The sequence below is a fragment of the Halanaerobaculum tunisiense genome (genome assembly GCF_054657635.1).
This window is the reverse complement of the sequence record NZ_BAAHYI010000002.1, coordinates 95,825-115,765: the sequence shown is the minus strand read 5'-3', so window position 1 is coordinate 115,765 and position 19,941 is coordinate 95,825. Positions and strand designations below refer to the sequence as shown.

Below are 19,941 nucleotides of genomic sequence, written 5' to 3'. Positions count from 1 at the left end.
TTACTAGCTATGTGCTGTGAGCTACATCTAATTCAAAATTATCAATCTCAATTACCGCTTCCAAATAGGTGCTAGAGATTTTGAATTGGCTCATAGCTCATAGCACACAACTTATAACTAAATTACAATTCAGGAATTGGGGGCAACTGCAACTTATGTTCATTTTGAGCAGCTACCTTATCTACCGTCTCTTTAACTTCTGCCCTAGCTTCACCAGTTAGTATGTAGCGATCTATCTCTTCGTAAGTAATACCTAGCTCCTCTTCATCAGTCTGTCCGGCCCATAAACCAGCTGATGGTGCCTTAGTAATAATTTCTTCCGAGATCCCTAATTCTCTAGCTACCTCTCTAACTTCTGATTTAACTAGATTCCCTAAGGGAGCTATATCAATTCCCCCATCGCCATACTTAGTAAAGTAACCTAGTTTTAACTCACTACGATTATCAGTCCCCACTACTAGACTATTTCTTTGACTAGCATAATAATAAAGCGTAGTCATTCTGAGGCGTGGTTTAATATTAGCTGTAGCTAAACCATCTGATTCTTCAACTCCGATAGTCTCTAATAATTGATCATAAGTAGCTTCTAAATTAATTACCTGGTAAGGAATATCAAATTGACCGGCTACTTTCTTAGCATCTTCAGCATCCTGAGGATCACTATAGCAAGGCATAATCAGCCCTAAAGTATCCTCCGGAAACGCTTTGTTGCATAATACACTAGTTACCGAGGAGTCAATTCCTCCGCTTAAACCTACTATAGCTCCTTGACAACCTGCCTCTGTTACCTGGTCTCTAATCCAGTCCACTAATTTATCGCGTACATGACTATAATCTTTATCTAACATATTATCCCCCCAGCTTAATAGTTTAGTTTATTATAACATACCTGGTTAGGATAGTTAATCATTACTTACTCTCAACTCTCAACTAAATAAAGGGACTAGTAGCCCAATCAAGTAAGGGATAAGTAGGAATAGTTGCCTCCTGGTCTAAATCATAAGGGAAATCAAAGGAATTATATAACTTAATCTCTATTGGTTGTTCATCATTAAAAATAAACTTCAGCTTATCAGGTTCTTTATAGACTTCATAATCTACTTTTGTAATCTCTAAAGCTATTTCTCTCTCCTTAGCCTCAGCAGATAAATGTAATTTATATTCAACCATAATAATCATCAATTTATCTGTCGTATTAACTGCCTGCAAAAAAGCAATTGGCTTAGCTATTCCATCAGGGTAAGTGATATTTTCTCGTTGGGGTAAAATACAATCTAATAGTACTCCATGCTTCTCTGGGGTCCGACTATTTAGTATCTCTGCTGCTTCCTGGTAATCGATTTGAGAGCTGGATTCTTTAGTCTGTTCAATATAAGATTTAGTCATCTTTTAATTCCTCCTTTTTAATAGAATACCGAAGTAAAGCTGATAATATTAAAAAGCCACCCACAAAAGTGGACGGCCAGGATCAAAAATTAGTATTTAATTTAAGCAGTTAGCTAATTTTCTTGCTGAACTACTTCAGCTCTAAAATTAAGGCTATCATCTAAAATTGCTTCTAACTCTTCAATAAAATACTTTATCTGCATGAAGATGTTGAAGGTGATTCTCAGTAGCCGGGCCAACTAAAGCTTTGGCTGCTTGTCTACCAATCAACTTTTTAGCTTGCGCATGCTCGTGTTCTTTCTCCAAAAATGATGGTTCTACATTAGAATCTTTTTTAGCCACAGCTTAGTAGCTGTGGCTAACTATAATCTACTGATTTTCAAAAGTGTGGCAGTTAGTCATTTCATAATCATTAGCACTGGTGCCCCCACCATCAACATCCACCTCAATCGCCGAAGCAGTACAGTGCTTTTCCTTCCAGTACTTGCAATTATCAACATTACATTTGACATTATTTAAAGTCATCTCTATCCCCCCCTCAATAATCTTTCTACTTTTATTATCTACAGCAAAATAAACTATTATCCAAGAAAAGTTTGCTAATTAATTGCTATAATGTCCGACTTTTTTATTCCAGCTATCTATTATCGACAAATGTTTATTATGGTTTTGAATTAGAACTAGCTCACGACACATAGCTCATGACTCATAGCTAGATTATTCTTCACACTTTCTTTCTATCTAGAATATGATATAGCAGATTGATTAAGGAGGTGATTAGATGCCGCAGCACGAGAGAAGAATAGAACGTGACTACCCACTGCAGTATGAATTAGCTGAGGCTTATATTCCTTTTCAGGAGTATAATTCAATTTATAATTCCCAAGAAGCTTTATCAAAAGGAACTATTTTTCCTGAACTATATAAGCCTTACCAACGCCAAAGATAAACTCTAAGGAGGTAAAAGAATGACTAGAGAGCAACTAGAGATGTTAAAGAGACTGATGGAGTTAGAATTCACTGCTGTAGACTTAAATTTATTCTTAAACACCCATCCCGACTGCCGAGAAGCTTTGGCCGACTATAACCAAACAACTAGTAAGTTAATGGATTTAAAGATGGAGTACCAAGAAGAATACGGGCCAATATCTGCTATGCATCCTACCTATGATGAGTATTACTGGAGTTATCTAGAAACAGATTGGCCGTGGCAAATTGACTATTAAATATTACTTAAAGGAGGAAACAGTATGTGGACTTATGAGAAAAAGTTACAATATCCGGTTAAAGTGGCGGGCAATGACCTAGAAATGGCTAAATATCTCTTTGCTCAGTATGGAGGACCGGATAGTGAATTATCAGCTGGTATGCGCTATTTAAGTCAACGATACACTATGCCTACTGACGAAGCAAAAGCTACTTTAACTGACATTGGTACAGAGGAGTTGGCCCACTGGGAAATAATTGCTACTTTAATCTATAAGTTAACTGCTGGCATCCCGGTCCAAAGATTACGTGACGCAGGAATTGGAGGCCACTACACCCAACATGGTCGCGCTATCTATCCTCATGATGCCGAAGGAGTTCCCTGGACAGCATCTTTTATGCAATCTATGGAAGATCCGATTGCTAGTTTACATGATGACTTAGCAGCTGAAGAAAAAGCACGAGCAACTTATGAAAATCTAATAGATCTAAGTAATGATCCAGGAGTAATTGATACTCTTAGTTTCCTACGAGAAAGAGAAGTAGTCCATTTCCAACGATTTGGGGAAACCCTTGACTTAGTTCGGGATTATTTAGAAAATGAAGATTAAAAATAAAAAGCCCTGCTTAAGCAGGGCTTTTTATTTTCTTTAATTAATCTCAATTAATCTTCTTCCCCCAGCAATTTTATTCCGCCAGAATCTGCGCTGCAAAGAACTTACTTCTACATCCCTTCCTTGTAAAATATGAATGAATTCATAATCATTAACCATTACTCCCGAATGAGTTACAATATCATCAAGTAATTCAAAATAGACTAAATCCAATACCTGTAATTCAGAAAAGGAAACTTCTTTACCTAGCTTTAGTAAAGATCTTAAATATCTATCCGGATCCTCCTTATACCATTCTTTTGAAATCTCTTGACCATCTCCTCTAGGAACGTCAATCCCAAACTCATCATAGACAAAAATAATCAGTCCTAAACAATCCAGCCCCCTTAACGACCGACCATTATGGCGATAAGGAATATTGCGATACTTCTTTACCACTTCTGCCATCTTTTCTTCTAAATTTGCTTTACTCTGTTTCATATCCTCACCCCTTGTCTACAGTATATGTAACAACTACTAATTGGTGAAGATTAATTAGTATCAGAGATAATATTTCCCAAATTTAGATTATCCTTAACAAACTCATAATTATCATCTAAATACTCAGCCACCTTAAACCTAAAGTCAACCTCTAACTTCCCCTTTTCAATCTCGTCTTTACTTTGCCCCGACTTTTGACTTGGTAACTGATCAGCTGAATCAATAAAGCATAACGGAGGAAATAAAACACACCACCAATTCTCCCCAGCTCCTTGGCCCAGAGTTACTTGTAAAGCCTGATAATTCCCAGCAGCCAAGGTGACCTGCCCGTAACTTCGCTTCGGAAAAGAAAACTCACCAAATTCTAAATCAACCTCATAATCCTGACCTGCTTGCTTAACTTCTTGTTGAGCTATCTTCTCTAATTCCTTCTTATGAGCTACAATTTGGGATTTAGCTTGTCTTATATCAGTTACTCCTGTAAATAAGTCCGAACCAACCGTAAGTACAGCCTCTCTCACTCTGCGTTTAAGCAACTGATCAGTTAAAGAATTACTATTCCCAATTACATGTAACCTTAATAAGTTACTAGAGTTAAAATCCTTATCGGGCAAGACAAAAAGAGCTTTATTAGCCAGTAAAACTAAACAGATAAGAACTAAACTAGTACCTAACACTAATTTTATTCTACGCATTTTACTTCCTCCTTAGTTGCTACAGCTTGTTTTAATTTCTGTAGACTCTTCTTTTGGATCCGCGAGATTTGCGCTTGCGAGACCCCTACTTTTTCTGCTATTTCCGATTGGGTTTTACCTTCAAAAAACTTTAACTTAATAATAAATCGTTCTCTAGCAGTTAACTCTTTAAGTGCTTGTTCGATATTAATCCCATCTACCCAATTAACCTCTTCCTCTCCCTCGGCTAACTGATCTAATAATAAGAGACTATCTCCTTCATTCTCAAAAACAGGCTTAAATAAAGAAATTGGACTCTTCACTGCTTCTAAGGCATGAACAATCTTTTCCCGCGGAACATCCATTTCAGCAGCTATCTCTTCTAAAGTAGGCTCTACTCCTTGCTCTTTTCTTAACTTTTCCTTAAATTTAAGAGCTTGATAAGCTATCTTCCGGACAGAACGACTAACCCGAATCCGCTTATTATCTCTAATATGGCGTTTGATCTCACCTACAATCATGGGAACAGCATAGGTAGAAAATTTAACCCCTCGTTCTCTATCAAAATTATCCACTGCTTTAATCAGCCCCATACAACCAACCTGAAATAAATCATTTATAGCATACTTACTATTATTCCTAAACTTTTGTAGCGCACTTAATACTAATCGCAAATTACCATTAATTATTTCTTGTCTAGCTCCCTTATCTCCAGCTTCCATCTGCCTAAATAAATCCATCATTTCCTCATTAGACAAAACAGGTAGATTACTCGTATCCAATCCCGCTAACTCTACTCTTTCCATCTAATCACCTCTTCCATTTATTTCTATTAATAACATTGACAGTAATAACTAGAGTTATACATAAAAAATTAAAATTAAGTAATAATAAATGTGAGAATAAGGAGTGATTAGATGCAAAAAATATCTCTATTTGAATTCTTACTCTTAACTATTAACTTTATAATAGGTAGTGCTATCCTATTTCCCCTAGGGATTGGTGCTCAGCAAGATGCCTACCTAGTAATCCTAATAGGTATGGGGTTAGGGATTTTACTAGGACTCATCTATATTAAAATAAATGCAATTGATCCTAAGGAAAACTTTATTGGCATTAGTCAACAAATTTTAGGAACTTATCTAGGTTGGCTAGTTGGCTTTATTTACTCTACTTTCTTTCTTTATCTAGCAGCTAGAAATATAAGAGACTTAGCTGAACAAGTGACCCACTTTATAATTCCAGGAACTAAGATAACTACTGCAGTTATCTTAATTACTTTACTAACTATCTATGCTATTTACTATAAACTAGAAACAATCAGTCGAGTGATTGCTATTGTCTTTCCCTTTGTTTTCTCAATACTAGTAATTGTTAATAGTTATCTGTTATTAACCCGAGGTGATTTTGCTGCTTTAACTCCAGTCTTAGCTAATGGACTCCAACCTATCAGTCAAGAAGTATACCCTGGTATCTTAGCTTTTCCCTTTGCCGAAGTAGCTATCTTAATGATGATCATTCCCCAAGTTAAAAAACAACAAAAAACTAAACGTACTACTTTACTGCTAGGTATTATCCTAGCTTCTCTTATCTTAACAGTTAATACAATTACCATGATTACCACCTTAAATCCAGCTCTAGCAGAAGAAACAGTTTATCCCTTAATTAAAAGTGGCCAGTTAACCGGAGGACAACTAGGTAACTTTGATTTTTTTCTTACTATAGCTACCTTACTAACTTTAATCACTAAAATTACCACCATTTCTTACGGCAGTATTAAAGGATACTCGCAAATATTTCCCATTTCCTACAGAAAGTTAACTTTTATAATTCTGCCTATTGTAGGTTATTTATCTATAATAATAGCCAAAGGCTATCCTCAACATTTAGCACTTGGTTTAAATTACTCTCTCTGGCTAAATATTATTATTGGAATTTATTTACCTATATTACTATTATTAGTTTACTATCTTAAATTAATTATCCTAACAACTTAAATGGTGGAGCAATATCACTCCACCATTAAGCTAATAATTCTTTAAAAATATAATTGTAGACTGGTTCCGCATAATCATTTAGTAAATTAATTGGATTGGGTAAAGCTAGATCAAGTAAAACTCCATAACTATATAAAACTCCAGCTCCCATTATTAAAGAATAAACAACTAGCTCCCGCCATTGTTTCTGCTGGACTAACTTTCTTACCTGCCAAGAGATAACTACTATAAAAAATAATGTTATAGCTAATGTATTCTTCACTTTTTAACTCCTTTACAGATAATTAATTACTAATTGGCTTAGAAATCATACCTAATCGCTTAATAGTAACATCAACTTTAATCTTAGTCTTCACTGTAGGAAAAATTTGATCCCACTCATCTTTAATCTCTTCCCACTGTTGCGGATAAGCTCGATATAAAGCAGTACCATATCCAAAAATATCTGCTTCATAATCCAACTGAGCCTTCTTCAAAGCAGATTCTATATTCTTTTTTATCTCCCCAGCTATCATAGTCTCCATTTGATTGATATTCTCTTCTTTGGTCAAATCCAATTTAGCAATCTGTTCTGTAATCCCTACCCCAGCAGTAACTTCTAGTTCAAAACTAATCTCATCTCCTTTTAGCTGGGGAGTTAAACTAGAACTTGCTTCTAAAATCTCTGCTGAAATCTTAGGTTTAGCATCAGCCATTTTTAATTCTGGCTGAGAGATTATCTCTACTACTGTCCCACCTTCCATTTCATCTGTGATCCACAAGTAACCTCTAGTTTCTATCCTATTTAACCAGCCTTGTAACTTACCATCTTTTAATACAGACATCCCTGATAAAGCTACTATCCTTTTTTCTTTTTTAGGTAATTCTTTAACTAAATTTTCTTGTTCGTAAGTTCCTTCAGGCTCAATCTTAGGATAATAATCAGTAATGCGACCAGTAACTTCATCGTATTGCTCATTATCTAGCCTAATTAACAAATCCTTTAAATTTAAAACATGACCCTCTGCTCTTACCTTAGTATTATCAATCAATCCTTCCACTTCTTCTGCCAAAGAGCCACTAAATCTAGGGTTTAACTTTAAAACTTCTTTAGCCTTTCCATCACTAATTACTACCCAACTACTATACCTAATCTCCTGGTTCCGAGCAAAAAAATCAGTAATTTTAGTGATTCCTTCCCTGGCTACCTCTTCCCCAATAATTATTAAATTGCTATGAAACCAGACTATCTTCTTAGAAACTATAGCTCTTAAGTTCTTACTAGCATCCATTAACGTCTTTCCCGTTGCAGTAGCAATCCAAGTCTTAGTCTGGGCTCCACCCATACCTCCCTGACTTCTTTCTGGAGACATAATCTGTACCATTAATCTATAACCACCAGTTTTAGGATCCCGATCCACACCAGCTACATTGACAATCCCTAACTTATCCAGCTCTCGTTTACCAGCACAACCATTTAAACTAGTTACTAAACTAACTACTACCAAAACTAGACACCACTTTTTAATCATCATCATCACCTTGCTCAGGGCCAGGCTTGGCATCAGACTCAATCCGCCACCGATCTCTTTTAACTAAAAAAGCTGGCCTGCGATTCTTAAACCATTCTGGCGCCTTAAAGATAGCATCTTTTAAACCTGACCAATCAGTAGGAGTAATTGGAGATAAGTAAGGTACTCCAAATGATCTCAAGCTAGCTAAATGGATTAACAAACCTAACCCCGCAAAAGTAATCCCGAACATCCCCCAACTACCTGCTAAGAACATAATCGGAAACCTCAACAATCTAATTCCAATCCCCATATTATAAGCTGGAATGATAAACGAAGCAATTCCTGTCAAAGCAACTACAATGACCATTGCCTGAGAAACGAGTCCAGCTTGGACAGCAGCCTCGCCTACTACCAAAGCTCCAACAATGCTAACAGCCTGTCCTACTGGCTGTGGTAGTCGCAAACCTGCTTCTCGTAACATCTCAAAACTAACCTCCATCAAGAGAGCTTCAATGACTGCTGGAAAAGGTACTCCTGACCTAGAAGCAGCAATACTAATCAGTAAAGGAGTAGGAATCATCTCCTGATGGTAAGTAGTGATTGCTATGTAGACAGAGGGACCTAACAGGGCAATAGTAAAAGATAACAATCTCAATAGTCTAATTGCCGTAGGAAATAAAAACCGTTGGTAATAATCTTCAGTAGATTGTAAAAAATGAACAAAAACTGCTGGCACAAGTAAAACAAAGGGAGTCCCATCAATAATAATCGCTACTCGCCCTTCGTTTAAAGCAGTTGCTACTCCATCAGGACGTTCTGTATTATTCATCTGGGGAAAAGGAGAACTAGGATCATCCTCGATTAACTGTTCTATATTTCCGCTTTCATTTATCAGATCAATATCTATTCGCTGTAACCTCTCTTTAACCTCCTCTACTACATCATCACCAGCTATGCCCTGAATATAAGCAACTGCTACATCTGTCTTACTGGTCCGACCTAGTTTCATGGTTTCAAACTTAAGATCAGCTGTTTTAATTCTTCTTCTTAATAAACTAAGATTAGTCTCAAAATTCTCTACAAAACCTTCTTTTGGCCCGCGAACAACAGTTTCAGTATTTGGATCAGCAACACTTCTAGTCTCTGTAGCTGCTACATTTAAAGACAAAGCTAAATCATTATCAGCTAATAATAAAATAGCATTCCCAGCTAATAAATCCTCCATTACTGGATCAAACTTCTTTCTAGTCTCCACTTGACCTAAATTCAGCAAAGAATCCTCAATTAAATCCACTACATTAGTCGGGGTTACCTCCGCTGTAATATCCTCATCTTGCGAGGTAATCATTAAGGGTTTCAGAATTGATTCGTTAATTAGCTGTTTATCCACTATCCCGCCAATATAGACTAAAACTGCTTTAGTATCAGCAATCGAAAATTCTTTAATAACTAAATCATCTACTTTATCAAATACTGCTTCTAAATAAACTAAATTACGATCTAAGTCTGGCTCTAACTCTAAATTATTAATCTCCTCTTTTGCTAAATACTTTTCTTTTAGTTCTTCTAGCTCCTGTTGCTTTTTTTTCTCTAGAGTTAGCGGCTCCTTTAATTCACTCAATTATGCCCCTCCTTCCCTTTCAACACAGCAATCAAGTACAACAACAAAGGAATAAATAATTGGATTATAAGCAATACACTCGAATAAGTAGTCTCTATATAACGTTGGAATTCTACAATATTCTCCCAAGTACTAGTAGCAAAGACCACTACTAATACTGCCAAGGGAATATTTAAAAATTTCTCCTTCTCTAAGTCAAACAAACTGCTTAAAGATGACCTACTAATCCAAAAGAAAGTAGCTAATTTAATAAATATTAATCCAATCCAGACTACTAAGAGAAAAATCTCCACCCGCAATACACCACCATAAGTAACTTGTCTAGTAATTACAAAAGGGATAAACCATAATTTAGAAGCTACTTCCGCTCCATAGATAGATATTCCAATTACTACAAAGGAAACTACAAATAAAAAACCAAAAGTAAGCCCTAAACTAATATCCCGTAACATTTTTTGTTTATTCTTTACCAAGTCGTTAAAGAATAATATCATCATTACCTGACCTAAAAAAGCTACTGGCGTTACAGCTCCCTGTAATAAACTAGTTAAATCTTGGTTTAAAACAGGCTTCAACAACTCAAGATTGACTTCTGGTACTAAAGCTAGACCAATAATTACTGTGACAAACCCAACTGCTAAAAATATAAAATCACTAGTTCTAAAAATAACCTCAACTCCTAGACTACTGATATAAACTACTAGTATCATCAGCAAAATTCTAAATAAACTACCACTTATTTGTCTATAAACAATTGTAGTCATCAAAGTTGTAAATTGCTGTAATGTATAAGTCGCAACCAAAAAGGAATAACCAAAAAAGATACTACTAAATAGCTTCCCCATCAAATTTCCTACTATCTGAGGCGTGAACTGTAATATATTCTGCTCAGGATAAAGTCTTACCAACCGCCAATAAATAATTAAACTCACTAGCACAACCAAGTAACCAATTGTTGTAGCTAACCAAGCATCCTCTTGGGCATACTTAATTGACGTTAGTAAAACTTGAATATGGGCTGTAGGAATTAAAATATTAATTACTAATACAATCAATTGACCTTTAGATATCTGTTGCATATTTAATCTCCTTAGTTTACAAAAAATTAATCATTTGTAGCTAATAAATATCCTAGACTTAATAACAGTAAAGTAGGTAGTTCAATTAATAGCAAAAAACCTGTTACAGCATATTTCAAAGTCTGACTCACTAATGACATCTGTGTACTATACATAGTTAAGGCTGTTATTAAAATTGCAACAGGACTTATTAAAACTTTATAATCCTGTAATTCACACCAATTAGCAAGCAACTTAATAAAAGAATAATAAAAAATCGCAATCTTAATTATTGCTCCTGTAATCCAAGCTACAAAAATTATAATTTCTAAACCAGAAATGGGTAATCTACTTAAATTATAGAAGGGAAAAGCTAAAGTTGTAGTTAAGTTAACTCCTAGAACAGAAACTGCAGTAACTACTAATAAAATAATAATTAGTTGACAGCTTAAATTTGCTGCTAAACTAGCCTTGATTACTCTATTATTATCTTTAAAAAAAGGTTTAAATACCAATAAAATAACTGGAATTAATATAAACCAATGCGCTGGTATAATTGCTGCTTTAACCATATTTTTAGGATTGACTAAAATAGGTCTTAAGTTATTAACTCCTGCTAATGATTCTTTTAAATTGAATCCTAATATAATAATTATTGATAAAACCATTATTATAATTCCTATTTTATTTACTCGAGCTATTGTTTCTATTCCTGTATAAACTAAATAACTAGCTAATATACTGATCCCTATCCATAAAGAAACCATTGGCATTTCAGGCATGACAGCTCCAATTAAACTAGTACTTTGAATTAATAAGTAAATATTAATCTCTATAATCATTAGCATATAAGGTAGAATTAATATTCTTCCTAAGTAAGAACCAAAGATTTTTTGAAAATCCCATAAAATACTCTGCTGCGAAAAATTACAACTTAATTTTAAAACAATATAATGAATTACCCCTATACTAAATCCTGCTATTAAAATAGCAATCCAGCCTGATTGTTTGCCATGTTGAACTATAACTCTAGGAACTATCAAAATAATGGTTCCCAGAATTATAGTTATTGAAATCCAAAAAACTTGCGTAGCTGTTATCTTATTCTCTTGCATTTAATACCCTCATTCATATTATTTATTCTAAACTTTACACCTATCTTTATTTTTACAGTTTCTTATTCTTTTTATCCATCAAATAAGTAAAAACTTCCTAATAAAAATTGATTATTAAATGATGAAGAAGATCACTATCAGTACTTTAAAGATCTACTAGCTGAATTTGATGATTCAGACCAATCTATAACTAGAGATTATTTATATAACCAACAAGTCAATGGTTACCTTAAATCTCTAGTTGATAATAAAGTCTTTCCTAGTACTAAACAGGCTACAAATGATATCGCTCACAATTTAGAAGAAGCTGTTAAAGTAGGAATTGGAGCTGAAAAAAAATTCATTATTGCTTTACCAAGAGTTAATAGAAATCGAAGAAAATCCAGAGACAATAAAAGCCTTAGAAAAATTAATCCTAGAGGAAAAAAGACATTTAGTCCAATTACAGACTATTAAAAGCAACTATTAAAAAAATCCCCCAATATTGGGGGATTAATCTAACTTTATATCTAGTATTTTTGTAAAAGAATTAAGTCCAGAGAATAATTGCACTACAGTCACTAACTCTAATATTTCCTCTTCTTTAAACTGTAATTCTGTAAAATCTGCTTCTTGTAATTTATATTCTTCAGCAAGTGCTTTATCTATAAATTTTAATACCTTAGCTTCTATCTCAGTCAATTTTTCATATTCTCCCTTTTTTACCTTAGCTAGTACTTCATCAGGATATCCAATCTGTTGTAAACTTTGGTAGTGTTTATCAATACAATAATCAGCTTGATTTAAAGTAGAAACCCTTAAAGCCACTAACTTTTTTAGCTTTCTCGGCAATAAATCATCCTCCATTACTAATTCCATTAATTCCCAGGTGGCCCGCAAAGTATCTGGCTTATGCCCTAAAGTTCGATAAAGATTCGGAACACTCCCTAGCTTATCTTCAATCTTAATAAATATATCTTTTGTTATATTCTTTGCTTCCTCTGGTTTAATTGTACTTACTCTATTAGCACTAGATTCAACCATTTTAACCACCTCCTAAGTTTAGATTATCCCAAATAGAAGGTTTAAATTCTAATTTAAAACAAAAAGACTCAGGCATAATGCCTGAGTCTTTTATCTGATTACAAATTACTAATTTATTGTTATTTAATAACGTTTTCAGCTTGTAATCCTTTATCAGTTTCTACAATATCAAACTTAACCTCTGCTCCTTCTTCAAGATCTTTGAATCCATCTTCAGCAATAGAAGAGAAATGAACGAAAACGTCATCTCCATCTTCTTGCTCGATAAATCCATAACCTTTTTGAGTATCAAACCATTTAACAGAACCAGTATGAGTTGGTTCATTTGTTTCTGTTCCTTCAGTTACCTCTTCTGTTACTTCTTCAACTTCTTCTTCGTCTACAAGACCTGCTTCTGCAAAAGCGTCACCTAAACTATTTACTGCAACCATCTTCAAATCCCTCCAACTATGTTAATTTTACACTATGGCTAATAATATCATTCTAATTTTAGTTTGTCAAACTAGATTAGACCTCAGTAAAGACAGGTATCTGATTATTTAATTTCTAATTTTATAACCTATTTTCAAAAGATAAGTAACTAAAACTAAAAGACTAATAAAGAATAAAGTTACAATTGTTACAGAAAATAAAGGATTAACATCAGAAATACCTAAAAAAGCATATCTAGTCATATCCACCATATAAAAAACAGGATTAAAGAGAGAAACCTGACTCCAAATACCTGGTAAATTCTTAACTGAATAAAAAACACCACTTAAAAAGGTTAACGGAGTAATAAAAAAGTTAGAAAAAATAGATACCTGATCAAAACTATCTGCCCACAATCCAGCAATAATCCCTAACAGAGAAAAGATACCTGCTACTAACAAAATAAAGATAATTAATAAACTTACTGCATAAACACTCCCGCCATAAAAGAAAACTGAAATTAAATAAATAGTAATTGCTACTAGAACTCCCCTAGCAATTCCTCCAATCATCAATCCTAAGCTTAATTCCAAATAAGAAATAGGGGCCAACAAGAGATCTATAATTGATCCGTTGTACTTAGCAATCATCAACGAAGAGGAAGTATTAGCAAAGGAGTTCCGGATCAGACTCATCATAATCAACCCCGGGACAATAAAATTTATATAATCTATCTCATAGCCAGTTACAGCTCGATTTCTAAAAGAATAGGAAAAAATAATCAAGTATAAACTAGTAGAAATTAAAGGAGCAAATACAGTCTGAGTGGCTACTTTAGAAAAACGCCAAACTTCTCGTTTGACTAAAGTATAAAAGGAAGTAAAATTATTCACTATCATCACCACCTAAATTAGTCAGTTGGACAAAGATATCTTCTAGTTTAGCACTAGTAACTTCTAAATCTGCAATCTCTAACTCTAAATTATATAACCACTGAACTAGTTGATCTACTTCATCTCGTTGAATCTCTAATTTAAGTTCATTTTGCTCTGCATTAAAATCAAGCACATAATCAGCTAATTCTTGAATATTGGTAACTTCCTCGGCAAACTTAACTTCCACTATCTTCTTATCAATCCGATTAATTAACTCTTCTTTCTTATCAACTGCTATTACTGCACCTTGATCTAAAATAGCAATCCGATCACATAAAGCTTCTGCCTCTTCTAAATAATGAGTAGTTAAAATAATAGTCTTCCCTTCTCGATTCAGCTGCTGCACATAATCCCAAAGTGACCTTCTTAATTCTACATCTACTCCTGCTGTAGGTTCATCTAAGACAATTATATCAGGATCATGTACCAATGCCTTAGCAATCAACAATCGCCGCTTCATGCCCCCAGATAAACCTCGCGGTTTAACATCTGCTTTATCCTGCAAATCCAAAGCTGTTAATACCTCATTAATTCTCTCCTCATTATTCTCCAGCCCAAAGTAACCTGACTGAATTTCTAACGTCTCTCGCACAGTAAAATAAGGATCAAAGACTACTTCCTGAGGGACAATTCCTAACTTCTGTTTAGTCTGTAGATAATCAGTAATAACATCATTACCTAGGACAGTTACTGAACCAGAGTCTGTATTAACCAATCCTCCTAAAATACCGATTAATGTACTCTTGCCTGCTCCATTTGGCCCTAACAAGCCAAAAAATTCTCCTTCTTCAATTGTTAAATTTATATCCTGTAGTGCTTGTAATTGACCATAGCTCTTATTGATACCTTTAAATTCAATTGCTGCTGGCATATAAGTCCTCCCTTCTTTCATTATAATAATTGTTGTTCACTAATTAATCAACCCCTCAAACAGTAAATTAAATCTCATATGACCTTCTCTGACCTTTAATTCCCCTGTTTTACCTTGTTAACTACAGCTGATTAGCCTTGGTTATCACTATCCTTAATTTATTCTAATTGTTAATATTCGCAAATCAACTACCAGTTAATTATAATAATAGATGAAGAAAATAAACAAGTTATAGATATCAAATAGTAATTAATTTAATAAGCCTCGAGCCAAATTGGCTCGAGGCAATCTATATTACATCAAACTAAATTAAACGATCTCTTATACCTGATCTACATTTTGCGGTCGATTAAAGACACGCTGACTTAATTCATCATCCAACATGAAAATACCGTGACTATCTTCATCTAATCTTTCTAATTTAGTTAATATTTCTTCCATTGTAGCTTCTTCTTCAACTTGTTCATCAACAAACCAGTCTAAGAAGCTTATTGTAGAGTATTCTTTTTCCTCTTGCGCTAAATCCATTAATTCATAAATCCGTCTAGTCACTTCTTGTTCATGTTCTAATGCTGTTTCAAATACCTCAGTAGTAGAATCAAAATTATTTTGTGGTTGAGATATTTCTTTAATCCTAGCCCTACCACCTTTTTCATTAATAAAAGTAAAGAATTTCTCAGCATGAAACCGTTCTTCTTCTGCTTGAACCCAGAAAAAATGAGCAAAGCCATCCAAATCTTCTGCCTTAAAATAAGCGGACATAGCCAAATAATAGTGAGCAGACAAAAACTCAAAATTCATCTGTTTGTTTAAAGCTGCCAATAATTCCTCTGATAACATAAAAAAACCCCTTTCTCATGCTTAAAGTGATTTAGTGATGATAGGGTTCCCCCTTCATAATCTTAAACGCTCTATATACCTGCTCTAATAAAATCAATCTAATCATTTCATGAGTAAAAGTCATATGAGAAAAAGTTAGTACATAATCTGCTAATTCTCTAATTTTAGTATGCAAGCCTAAAGTTCCTCCAATAATAAATTGAATACTACTATAACCTTGCACTTGTAAATTACCAATAGATTTTGCTAACCCCTCAGAAGTCATTGGTTTCCCATGAGGGTCTAAGGCAATTACATAAGATCTCTTATTTATCTGATCCTTGATTCTATCTGCTTCTTGTTCTTTAACTTGTTCCATTTCAGCCGAACTTAAATTACCATTAATCTTTTCGGCTTTAACTTCTGTTGTTTTTACTTCAGCATGCCGTTGTAATCTAGTTATAAATTCATCAATCCCCTTTTGGACATAACTTTCTGTAATCTTTCCTACTGCTATAATATGTAGTTCCATCATATCCCTCCCTACTGCTCTGGCCTCCGCTCTAACTTAATAGTTACTTTATGTTCAGTTTGATTTCTATAAACTATTAAGTTAATTTTATCATTAACCCCATATTTTTGCAAGGATTCCTGTAATTGATCAACACTAGTAATTTCTTGACCCTCAATTTGCGCTATAATATCTCCAGTTTCTAATTTAGCTTCTGCTGCCGGGCTATTTTGAACTACCTCAAAAACATAAACTCCTTGCTTCTTTTGCAAATCATATTGGTTAGCTAATCGATCAGTTACATCTCCTCCTTTAATCCCTAACCAAGGTCTAATAATTTCTCCCTGAGTAATTAATTTTTGCGTGATCTCCTGTACTACATCTATAGGGATAGCAAAACCAATTCCTTGAGCTTGTTCAATGATGGCTGTATTGATCCCAATCACTTCTCCTTGGCTATTGAGCAAGGCTCCCCCACTATTTCCAGGGTTAATAGCTGCATCTGTCTGAATCATATTAGTCAATTTAGCCCCTTTAGGGCTAGAAATATTACGTCCAATTGCACTAATAACTCCTGTAGTCACTGTCTTAGAAAAACCATACGGATTACCTATAGCAATTGCTAACTGTCCTACCTGTAAATCTTCAGTTGCACCAAACTCAACTGTCGGCAACTTTTTGTCAGCAGGATCAATCTTAATTACTGCTAAATCTGTTATAGCATCACGACCAACTACCTGACCTTGATACTGTTTATCTTCTTCTGGTAAAACTACTGTAATTTCTTCTACACCTTTAACCACATGATGATTAGTTACAATATACCCTTGCGAGTCAATAATCAATCCCGACCCTTGCCCTTCTAACTGTTTTTTAGACTCCCAAGTGAAAAAATCACTAACCACTTTCTGTTTTTGAGTATTGATTTTTACAATTGCCGGGCCAACTTGATCCACCACTCCAATAACTGCTTCTTCCTTGCTTAATTTAGTCCCTTGCACTTCAACTGAAGATTGATCCTTTTTAGTTTCAGGGGCTATCTTGTCCTCTGGTTCAGTCTGTTGATTATCAGTACTAGGCCCGATAAGATAAACTATACTTCCTCCTAAGATAGCAATAACTAGAACTAAAATAAGATATGATTTCAGACTTGATCTCTGTCTATCAGTAAATAAAAAGTCCATCTTCTATCCCCCTTGTTAGCCAACCTGGTATACAGCAGTAGCACTATCCTGCTGAGCAAAATTCAAAACAACATCTCCTCCTAACTTAAGTCCTTGCTCCACCAACATATTCTTAATTGTTAAAAAGGCCAACTCTGGTATGTTATTATCTTGACTTAAGTGGGCTAATAATATACGATTAGCCTCCTGTTGAGCCAATTCAACTGCTAAAGCAGCAGCATCATCATTGGATAGATGTCCTTTGGGACTCATAACCCGTTTCTTTAATGACCAAGGATAAGGGCCAATCTTTAACATCTCCAGATCATGATTTGCTTCTAAAACAACTAATTGAGCCCCCGCTACTTCTTCTTTCACTTCTTCTGTTACTACCCCCATATCAGTAGCTACTGCTACCTTGTGCCCCTGATACCTAATAGTATACCCTACTGGTTCTTGAGCATCATGAGGAATAGTAAAGGATTTAATATTAAGCTCACCAATAGCAAAAACCTCTGAACAGATAAATTGTTGTTCAGATCTTAACTTCCCTAGTTTTTCAGCTCCAGCTTGCCAAGTTCCCTCTGTAGCATAAATAGGCAAATCACATCTTCTTGCTAGTACTCCCGCTCCACTAATATGATCACTGTGTTCATGAGTCAATAGGATAGCATCTAAATCAGCCAAATCAACCTCAATTTCTTGTAACCGCCGGTTAATCTCTGCCCCACTCAACCCTGCATCAACTAAAATTTTATGCTTTTGAGTTCCTATATAAATTGCATTACCTGAACTACCACTTGCCAACACAGATACTTGTAAACTAATCTAGATCACCTCCTTTGATCCAATTATTGAATTAAAAACAGGATTCCCAAAATAAACCAAGGAAATATAAATTATATAACCAATTTTATTAAGGAGGCAATGAAACCATGGACTTTAAAGTTGGTCCTAATAATTATGATCACAACATTAATTTAATTCTCTGCCAGAATGTCTTTTAATTTAGCCGCCATTTTATGAGGTACTTGGGCCTGGACTGTAATTCCAGCAGTACTGTATTCTTTCTCCAATACTTTACCCTCCTGATAAATCTTATCTAACCAGTTAGCTGACTCGTAAGGAAGGTGGACTTGGATCTGCTCCATATCCTGGAGGAAAAAGGAAGATACCTGATCTAATAAATCCTCTTTTCCTACCCCGGTTAAAGCAGACATAGTCACACTATTTTGATAATCACGTTGTAGAAGCTCTAACTTACTATCCTCTACTAGATCCGATTTATTAAAGACAGTAATTATCTCTTTATCCAAAACCCCTAAGTCCTCTAAAACGCTATGAACTACAGTAATTCTATCTGTCAGATTAGGGTGACTGCTATCTACTACATGCAATAATAAATCAGCTTCTTTAATTTCTTCTAAGGTCGCCTTAAAAGCTGCTACTAAATCATGAGGTAGTTTTTTAATAAATCCTACTGTATCACTAACTATTACTTGCCTGCCAATTGGTAACTCAATCTGACGTAAAGTGGAGTCTAAAGTAGCAAATAGCTTATCTTTGACTTCTACATCTGCTGTAGTCAACAAATTCATTAAAGTTGATTTACCAGCGTTAGTATAACCTACCAGAGAAACTACAGGATGCTTGCGATTTTGTCTTCTTAAGTGGCGATTTTTTCTAACTTGATCTAATTTTTCCTGCAATCTATGAATTCGCTTTCTAATTCTCCGACGATCAATCTCTAATTTTGTCTCTCCTGGCCCTCGAGTCCCGATTCCACCTCCTAAACGAGACATATCAGCTCCTTGACCAGCTAACCGAGGCAATAGATATTCTAATTGGGCCAACTCCACCTGCAATTTACCTTCTTTAGTGTTAGCATGCCTAGCAAAGATATCCAAAATTAACTGTGTTCTGTCAATCACTTTAACTTCTAGACTAGCTTCTAAATTACTATGCTGGGCTGGAGTTAATTCATCATCAATAATCACCAGATTAGCTTGTCTAGCTAATAGCTTCTGCTTAACCTGACTTAACTTACCAGCCCCTAAATAGTAATTAGCATCTATTGCTTCCTGTCTAACTTTAATTTTAGTAGCAAATTTCACACCAGCTGTCTGAGCCAAATTAGTTAATTCAGCCAGACTCTCTTGCTTACTACCTACTAAAATAGCCTTTTCTTGGCCTTGTTCTACTTTATGTGTTTCAACCTGACTTAACCTTTCTTCTAAATTAGCAACATAAGTTAGATAATCAATAGCCTGTGCTTCTTTTAAAGTCTGTTTCTCTTCCCTTACTCCCACTAATCGACCTGCCTCCACCTGAGGCCAAACCAATCTTAATCTAGCTGTAGTTAAATTTAGATAAGCTATATTATCCAGTCTATAGTGTAAGAGTAACTCCGATCTTAACATCTGGCTTGCTTGGTGCTTAACTACTAAAATACGAAGTCCTGCCAAACGTTTATTACTTCTGCGCCGTCTAGCATCTGCAAGTAACTCTGCTGTTAAATCACCTAACTGATAATCAACTATCTTACCCTGCCGATTAAATAATAA

Annotated in this window: 25 protein-coding genes and 1 pseudogene; 5 read left to right on the top strand and 21 right to left on the bottom strand. The window is 34.8% G+C overall.

Going from position 1 to position 19,941, the window contains the following annotated elements:
- Positions 1-122: 122 nt before the first annotated feature.
- From ACYQ3D_RS02170 to ACYQ3D_RS02155, 4 genes are all read right to left on the bottom strand, one after another.
- Complete coding sequence (locus tag ACYQ3D_RS02170; RefSeq protein ID WP_459835712.1) at positions 123-848, bottom strand: NAD+ synthase; 726 nt, start codon at positions 846-848, stop codon at positions 123-125.
- A gap of 82 nt (positions 849-930) precedes the next feature.
- Entirely contained in the window at positions 931-1,386 is a 456-nt protein-coding gene (locus ACYQ3D_RS02165) for a hypothetical protein (protein ID WP_459835710.1), read from the bottom strand.
- A 180-nt stretch (positions 1,387-1,566) separates the two neighbouring features.
- Complete coding sequence (locus ACYQ3D_RS02160; protein ID WP_459835708.1) at positions 1,567-1,728, bottom strand: DeoR/GlpR family DNA-binding transcription regulator; 162 nt, start codon at positions 1,726-1,728, stop codon at positions 1,567-1,569.
- A 27-nt stretch (positions 1,729-1,755) separates the two neighbouring features.
- Positions 1,756-1,911 (bottom strand): DUF1540 domain-containing protein, encoded by a 156-nt coding sequence (locus ACYQ3D_RS02155; protein WP_459835706.1) that lies wholly within the window; start codon positions 1,909-1,911, stop codon positions 1,756-1,758.
- Between the two features lie 256 nt (positions 1,912-2,167).
- Here ACYQ3D_RS02155 and ACYQ3D_RS02150 point away from each other — a divergent pair, with 256 nt between their 5' ends.
- The 3 genes from ACYQ3D_RS02150 to ACYQ3D_RS02140 are packed head-to-tail and all read left to right on the top strand — an operon-like array spanning position 2,168 to position 3,203.
- Positions 2,168-2,335, top strand: a complete 168-nt coding sequence (locus ACYQ3D_RS02150) for a spore coat associated protein CotJA (protein ID WP_459835703.1) — start codon at positions 2,168-2,170, stop codon at positions 2,333-2,335.
- Positions 2,336-2,354: 19 nt separating this feature from the next.
- Positions 2,355-2,612, top strand: coding sequence for a spore coat protein CotJB (locus ACYQ3D_RS02145; protein ID WP_459835701.1), 258 nt, complete (start codon positions 2,355-2,357; stop codon positions 2,610-2,612).
- Between the two features lie 24 nt (positions 2,613-2,636).
- Positions 2,637-3,203, top strand: a complete 567-nt coding sequence (locus ACYQ3D_RS02140; protein WP_459835699.1) for a manganese catalase family protein — start codon at positions 2,637-2,639, stop codon at positions 3,201-3,203.
- A 39-nt stretch (positions 3,204-3,242) separates the two neighbouring features.
- Here ACYQ3D_RS02140 and ACYQ3D_RS02135 read toward each other — a convergent pair whose 3' ends face one another.
- The 3 genes from ACYQ3D_RS02135 to ACYQ3D_RS02125 are packed head-to-tail and all read right to left on the bottom strand — an operon-like array spanning position 3,243 to position 5,166.
- Positions 3,243-3,686, bottom strand: coding sequence for a C40 family peptidase (locus ACYQ3D_RS02135; RefSeq protein WP_459835697.1), 444 nt, complete (start codon positions 3,684-3,686; stop codon positions 3,243-3,245).
- Between the two features lie 50 nt (positions 3,687-3,736).
- Positions 3,737-4,381: a stage II sporulation protein R gene (spoIIR, locus tag ACYQ3D_RS02130; protein WP_459835695.1), complete on the bottom strand. Its 645-nt coding sequence runs from the start codon at positions 4,379-4,381 to the stop codon at positions 3,737-3,739.
- Positions 4,369-5,166 carry a SigB/SigF/SigG family RNA polymerase sigma factor gene (locus ACYQ3D_RS02125; RefSeq protein ID WP_459835693.1) on the bottom strand — a complete coding sequence of 266 codons (798 nt, stop codon included), beginning with the start codon at positions 5,164-5,166 and terminating at the stop codon, positions 4,369-4,371. Before ACYQ3D_RS02125 ends, spoIIR begins: the two co-directional genes overlap by 13 nt.
- A 111-nt stretch (positions 5,167-5,277) precedes the next feature.
- Here ACYQ3D_RS02125 and ACYQ3D_RS02120 point away from each other — a divergent pair, with 111 nt between their 5' ends.
- On the top strand, positions 5,278-6,357 hold the full coding sequence (locus tag ACYQ3D_RS02120) for a GerAB/ArcD/ProY family transporter (RefSeq protein ID WP_459835691.1): 1,080 nt from the start codon (positions 5,278-5,280) through the stop codon (positions 6,355-6,357).
- A gap of 25 nt (positions 6,358-6,382) precedes the next feature.
- Here ACYQ3D_RS02120 and ACYQ3D_RS02115 read toward each other — a convergent pair whose 3' ends face one another.
- Genes ACYQ3D_RS02115 through ACYQ3D_RS02095 form a run of 5 tightly spaced genes read right to left on the bottom strand, consistent with a single transcriptional unit; the run spans position 6,383 to position 11,644 of the window.
- Positions 6,383-6,619, bottom strand: coding sequence for a hypothetical protein (locus ACYQ3D_RS02115; protein WP_459835689.1), 237 nt, complete (start codon positions 6,617-6,619; stop codon positions 6,383-6,385).
- 22 nt (positions 6,620-6,641) lie between these two features.
- Entirely contained in the window at positions 6,642-7,874 is a 1,233-nt protein-coding gene (locus tag ACYQ3D_RS02110) for a Ger(x)C family spore germination protein (protein WP_459835687.1), read from the bottom strand.
- Entirely contained in the window at positions 7,861-9,471 is a 1,611-nt protein-coding gene (locus ACYQ3D_RS02105) for a spore germination protein (RefSeq protein WP_459835685.1), read from the bottom strand. The genes ACYQ3D_RS02110 and ACYQ3D_RS02105 overlap by 14 nt, the downstream gene beginning before the upstream one ends.
- A complete protein-coding gene (locus ACYQ3D_RS02100) occupies positions 9,468-10,550 on the bottom strand; it encodes a GerAB/ArcD/ProY family transporter (protein WP_459835683.1) in 1,083 nt (360 codons plus the stop codon). The genes ACYQ3D_RS02105 and ACYQ3D_RS02100 overlap by 4 nt, the downstream gene beginning before the upstream one ends.
- 26 nt (positions 10,551-10,576) lie before the next feature.
- Positions 10,577-11,644, bottom strand: a complete 1,068-nt coding sequence (locus ACYQ3D_RS02095; protein WP_459835681.1) for a GerAB/ArcD/ProY family transporter — start codon at positions 11,642-11,644, stop codon at positions 10,577-10,579.
- A gap of 322 nt (positions 11,645-11,966) precedes the next feature.
- Between ACYQ3D_RS02095 and ACYQ3D_RS02090 the strand changes: the two genes are divergently transcribed.
- Positions 11,967-12,113 carry a ferritin family protein gene (locus ACYQ3D_RS02090; RefSeq protein ID WP_459835679.1) on the top strand — a complete coding sequence of 49 codons (147 nt, stop codon included), beginning with the start codon at positions 11,967-11,969 and terminating at the stop codon, positions 12,111-12,113.
- Between the two features lie 23 nt (positions 12,114-12,136).
- Here the strand turns inward: ACYQ3D_RS02090 and ACYQ3D_RS02085 are convergent, their stop codons facing one another.
- From ACYQ3D_RS02085 to hflX, 9 genes and pseudogenes are all read right to left on the bottom strand, one after another.
- Positions 12,137-12,667: a carboxymuconolactone decarboxylase family protein gene (locus ACYQ3D_RS02085; RefSeq protein ID WP_459835676.1), complete on the bottom strand. Its 531-nt coding sequence runs from the start codon at positions 12,665-12,667 to the stop codon at positions 12,137-12,139.
- Positions 12,668-12,786: 119 nt separating this feature from the next.
- Positions 12,787-12,981, bottom strand: a pseudogene (locus tag ACYQ3D_RS02080) (cold-shock protein); the annotation flags it as partial.
- 225 nt (positions 12,982-13,206) lie between these two features.
- Positions 13,207-13,977 (bottom strand): ABC transporter permease, encoded by a 771-nt coding sequence (locus ACYQ3D_RS02075; RefSeq protein ID WP_459835673.1) that lies wholly within the window; start codon positions 13,975-13,977, stop codon positions 13,207-13,209.
- Positions 13,964-14,884, bottom strand: coding sequence for an ABC transporter ATP-binding protein (locus tag ACYQ3D_RS02070; RefSeq protein WP_459835671.1), 921 nt, complete (start codon positions 14,882-14,884; stop codon positions 13,964-13,966). Before ACYQ3D_RS02070 ends, ACYQ3D_RS02075 begins: the two co-directional genes overlap by 14 nt.
- Positions 14,885-15,205: 321 nt before the next feature.
- Entirely contained in the window at positions 15,206-15,724 is a 519-nt protein-coding gene (locus ACYQ3D_RS02065; protein WP_459835669.1) for a ferritin, read from the bottom strand.
- Between the two features lie 31 nt (positions 15,725-15,755).
- Positions 15,756-16,235, bottom strand: a complete 480-nt coding sequence (rlmH, locus tag ACYQ3D_RS02060) for a 23S rRNA (pseudouridine(1915)-N(3))-methyltransferase RlmH (protein ID WP_459835666.1) — start codon at positions 16,233-16,235, stop codon at positions 15,756-15,758.
- 11 nt (positions 16,236-16,246) lie between these two features.
- Positions 16,247-17,398 carry a S1C family serine protease gene (locus ACYQ3D_RS02055; RefSeq protein WP_459835664.1) on the bottom strand — a complete coding sequence of 384 codons (1,152 nt, stop codon included), beginning with the start codon at positions 17,396-17,398 and terminating at the stop codon, positions 16,247-16,249.
- Positions 17,399-17,413: 15 nt separating this feature from the next.
- On the bottom strand, positions 17,414-18,187 hold the full coding sequence (locus ACYQ3D_RS02050; protein WP_459835662.1) for an MBL fold metallo-hydrolase: 774 nt from the start codon (positions 18,185-18,187) through the stop codon (positions 17,414-17,416).
- Positions 18,188-18,357: 170 nt separating this feature from the next.
- Positions 18,358-19,842 carry a GTPase HflX gene (gene hflX, locus ACYQ3D_RS02045; RefSeq protein WP_459835660.1) on the bottom strand — a complete coding sequence of 495 codons (1,485 nt, stop codon included), beginning with the start codon at positions 19,840-19,842 and terminating at the stop codon, positions 18,358-18,360.
- Positions 19,843-19,941: the final 99 nt, after the last annotated feature.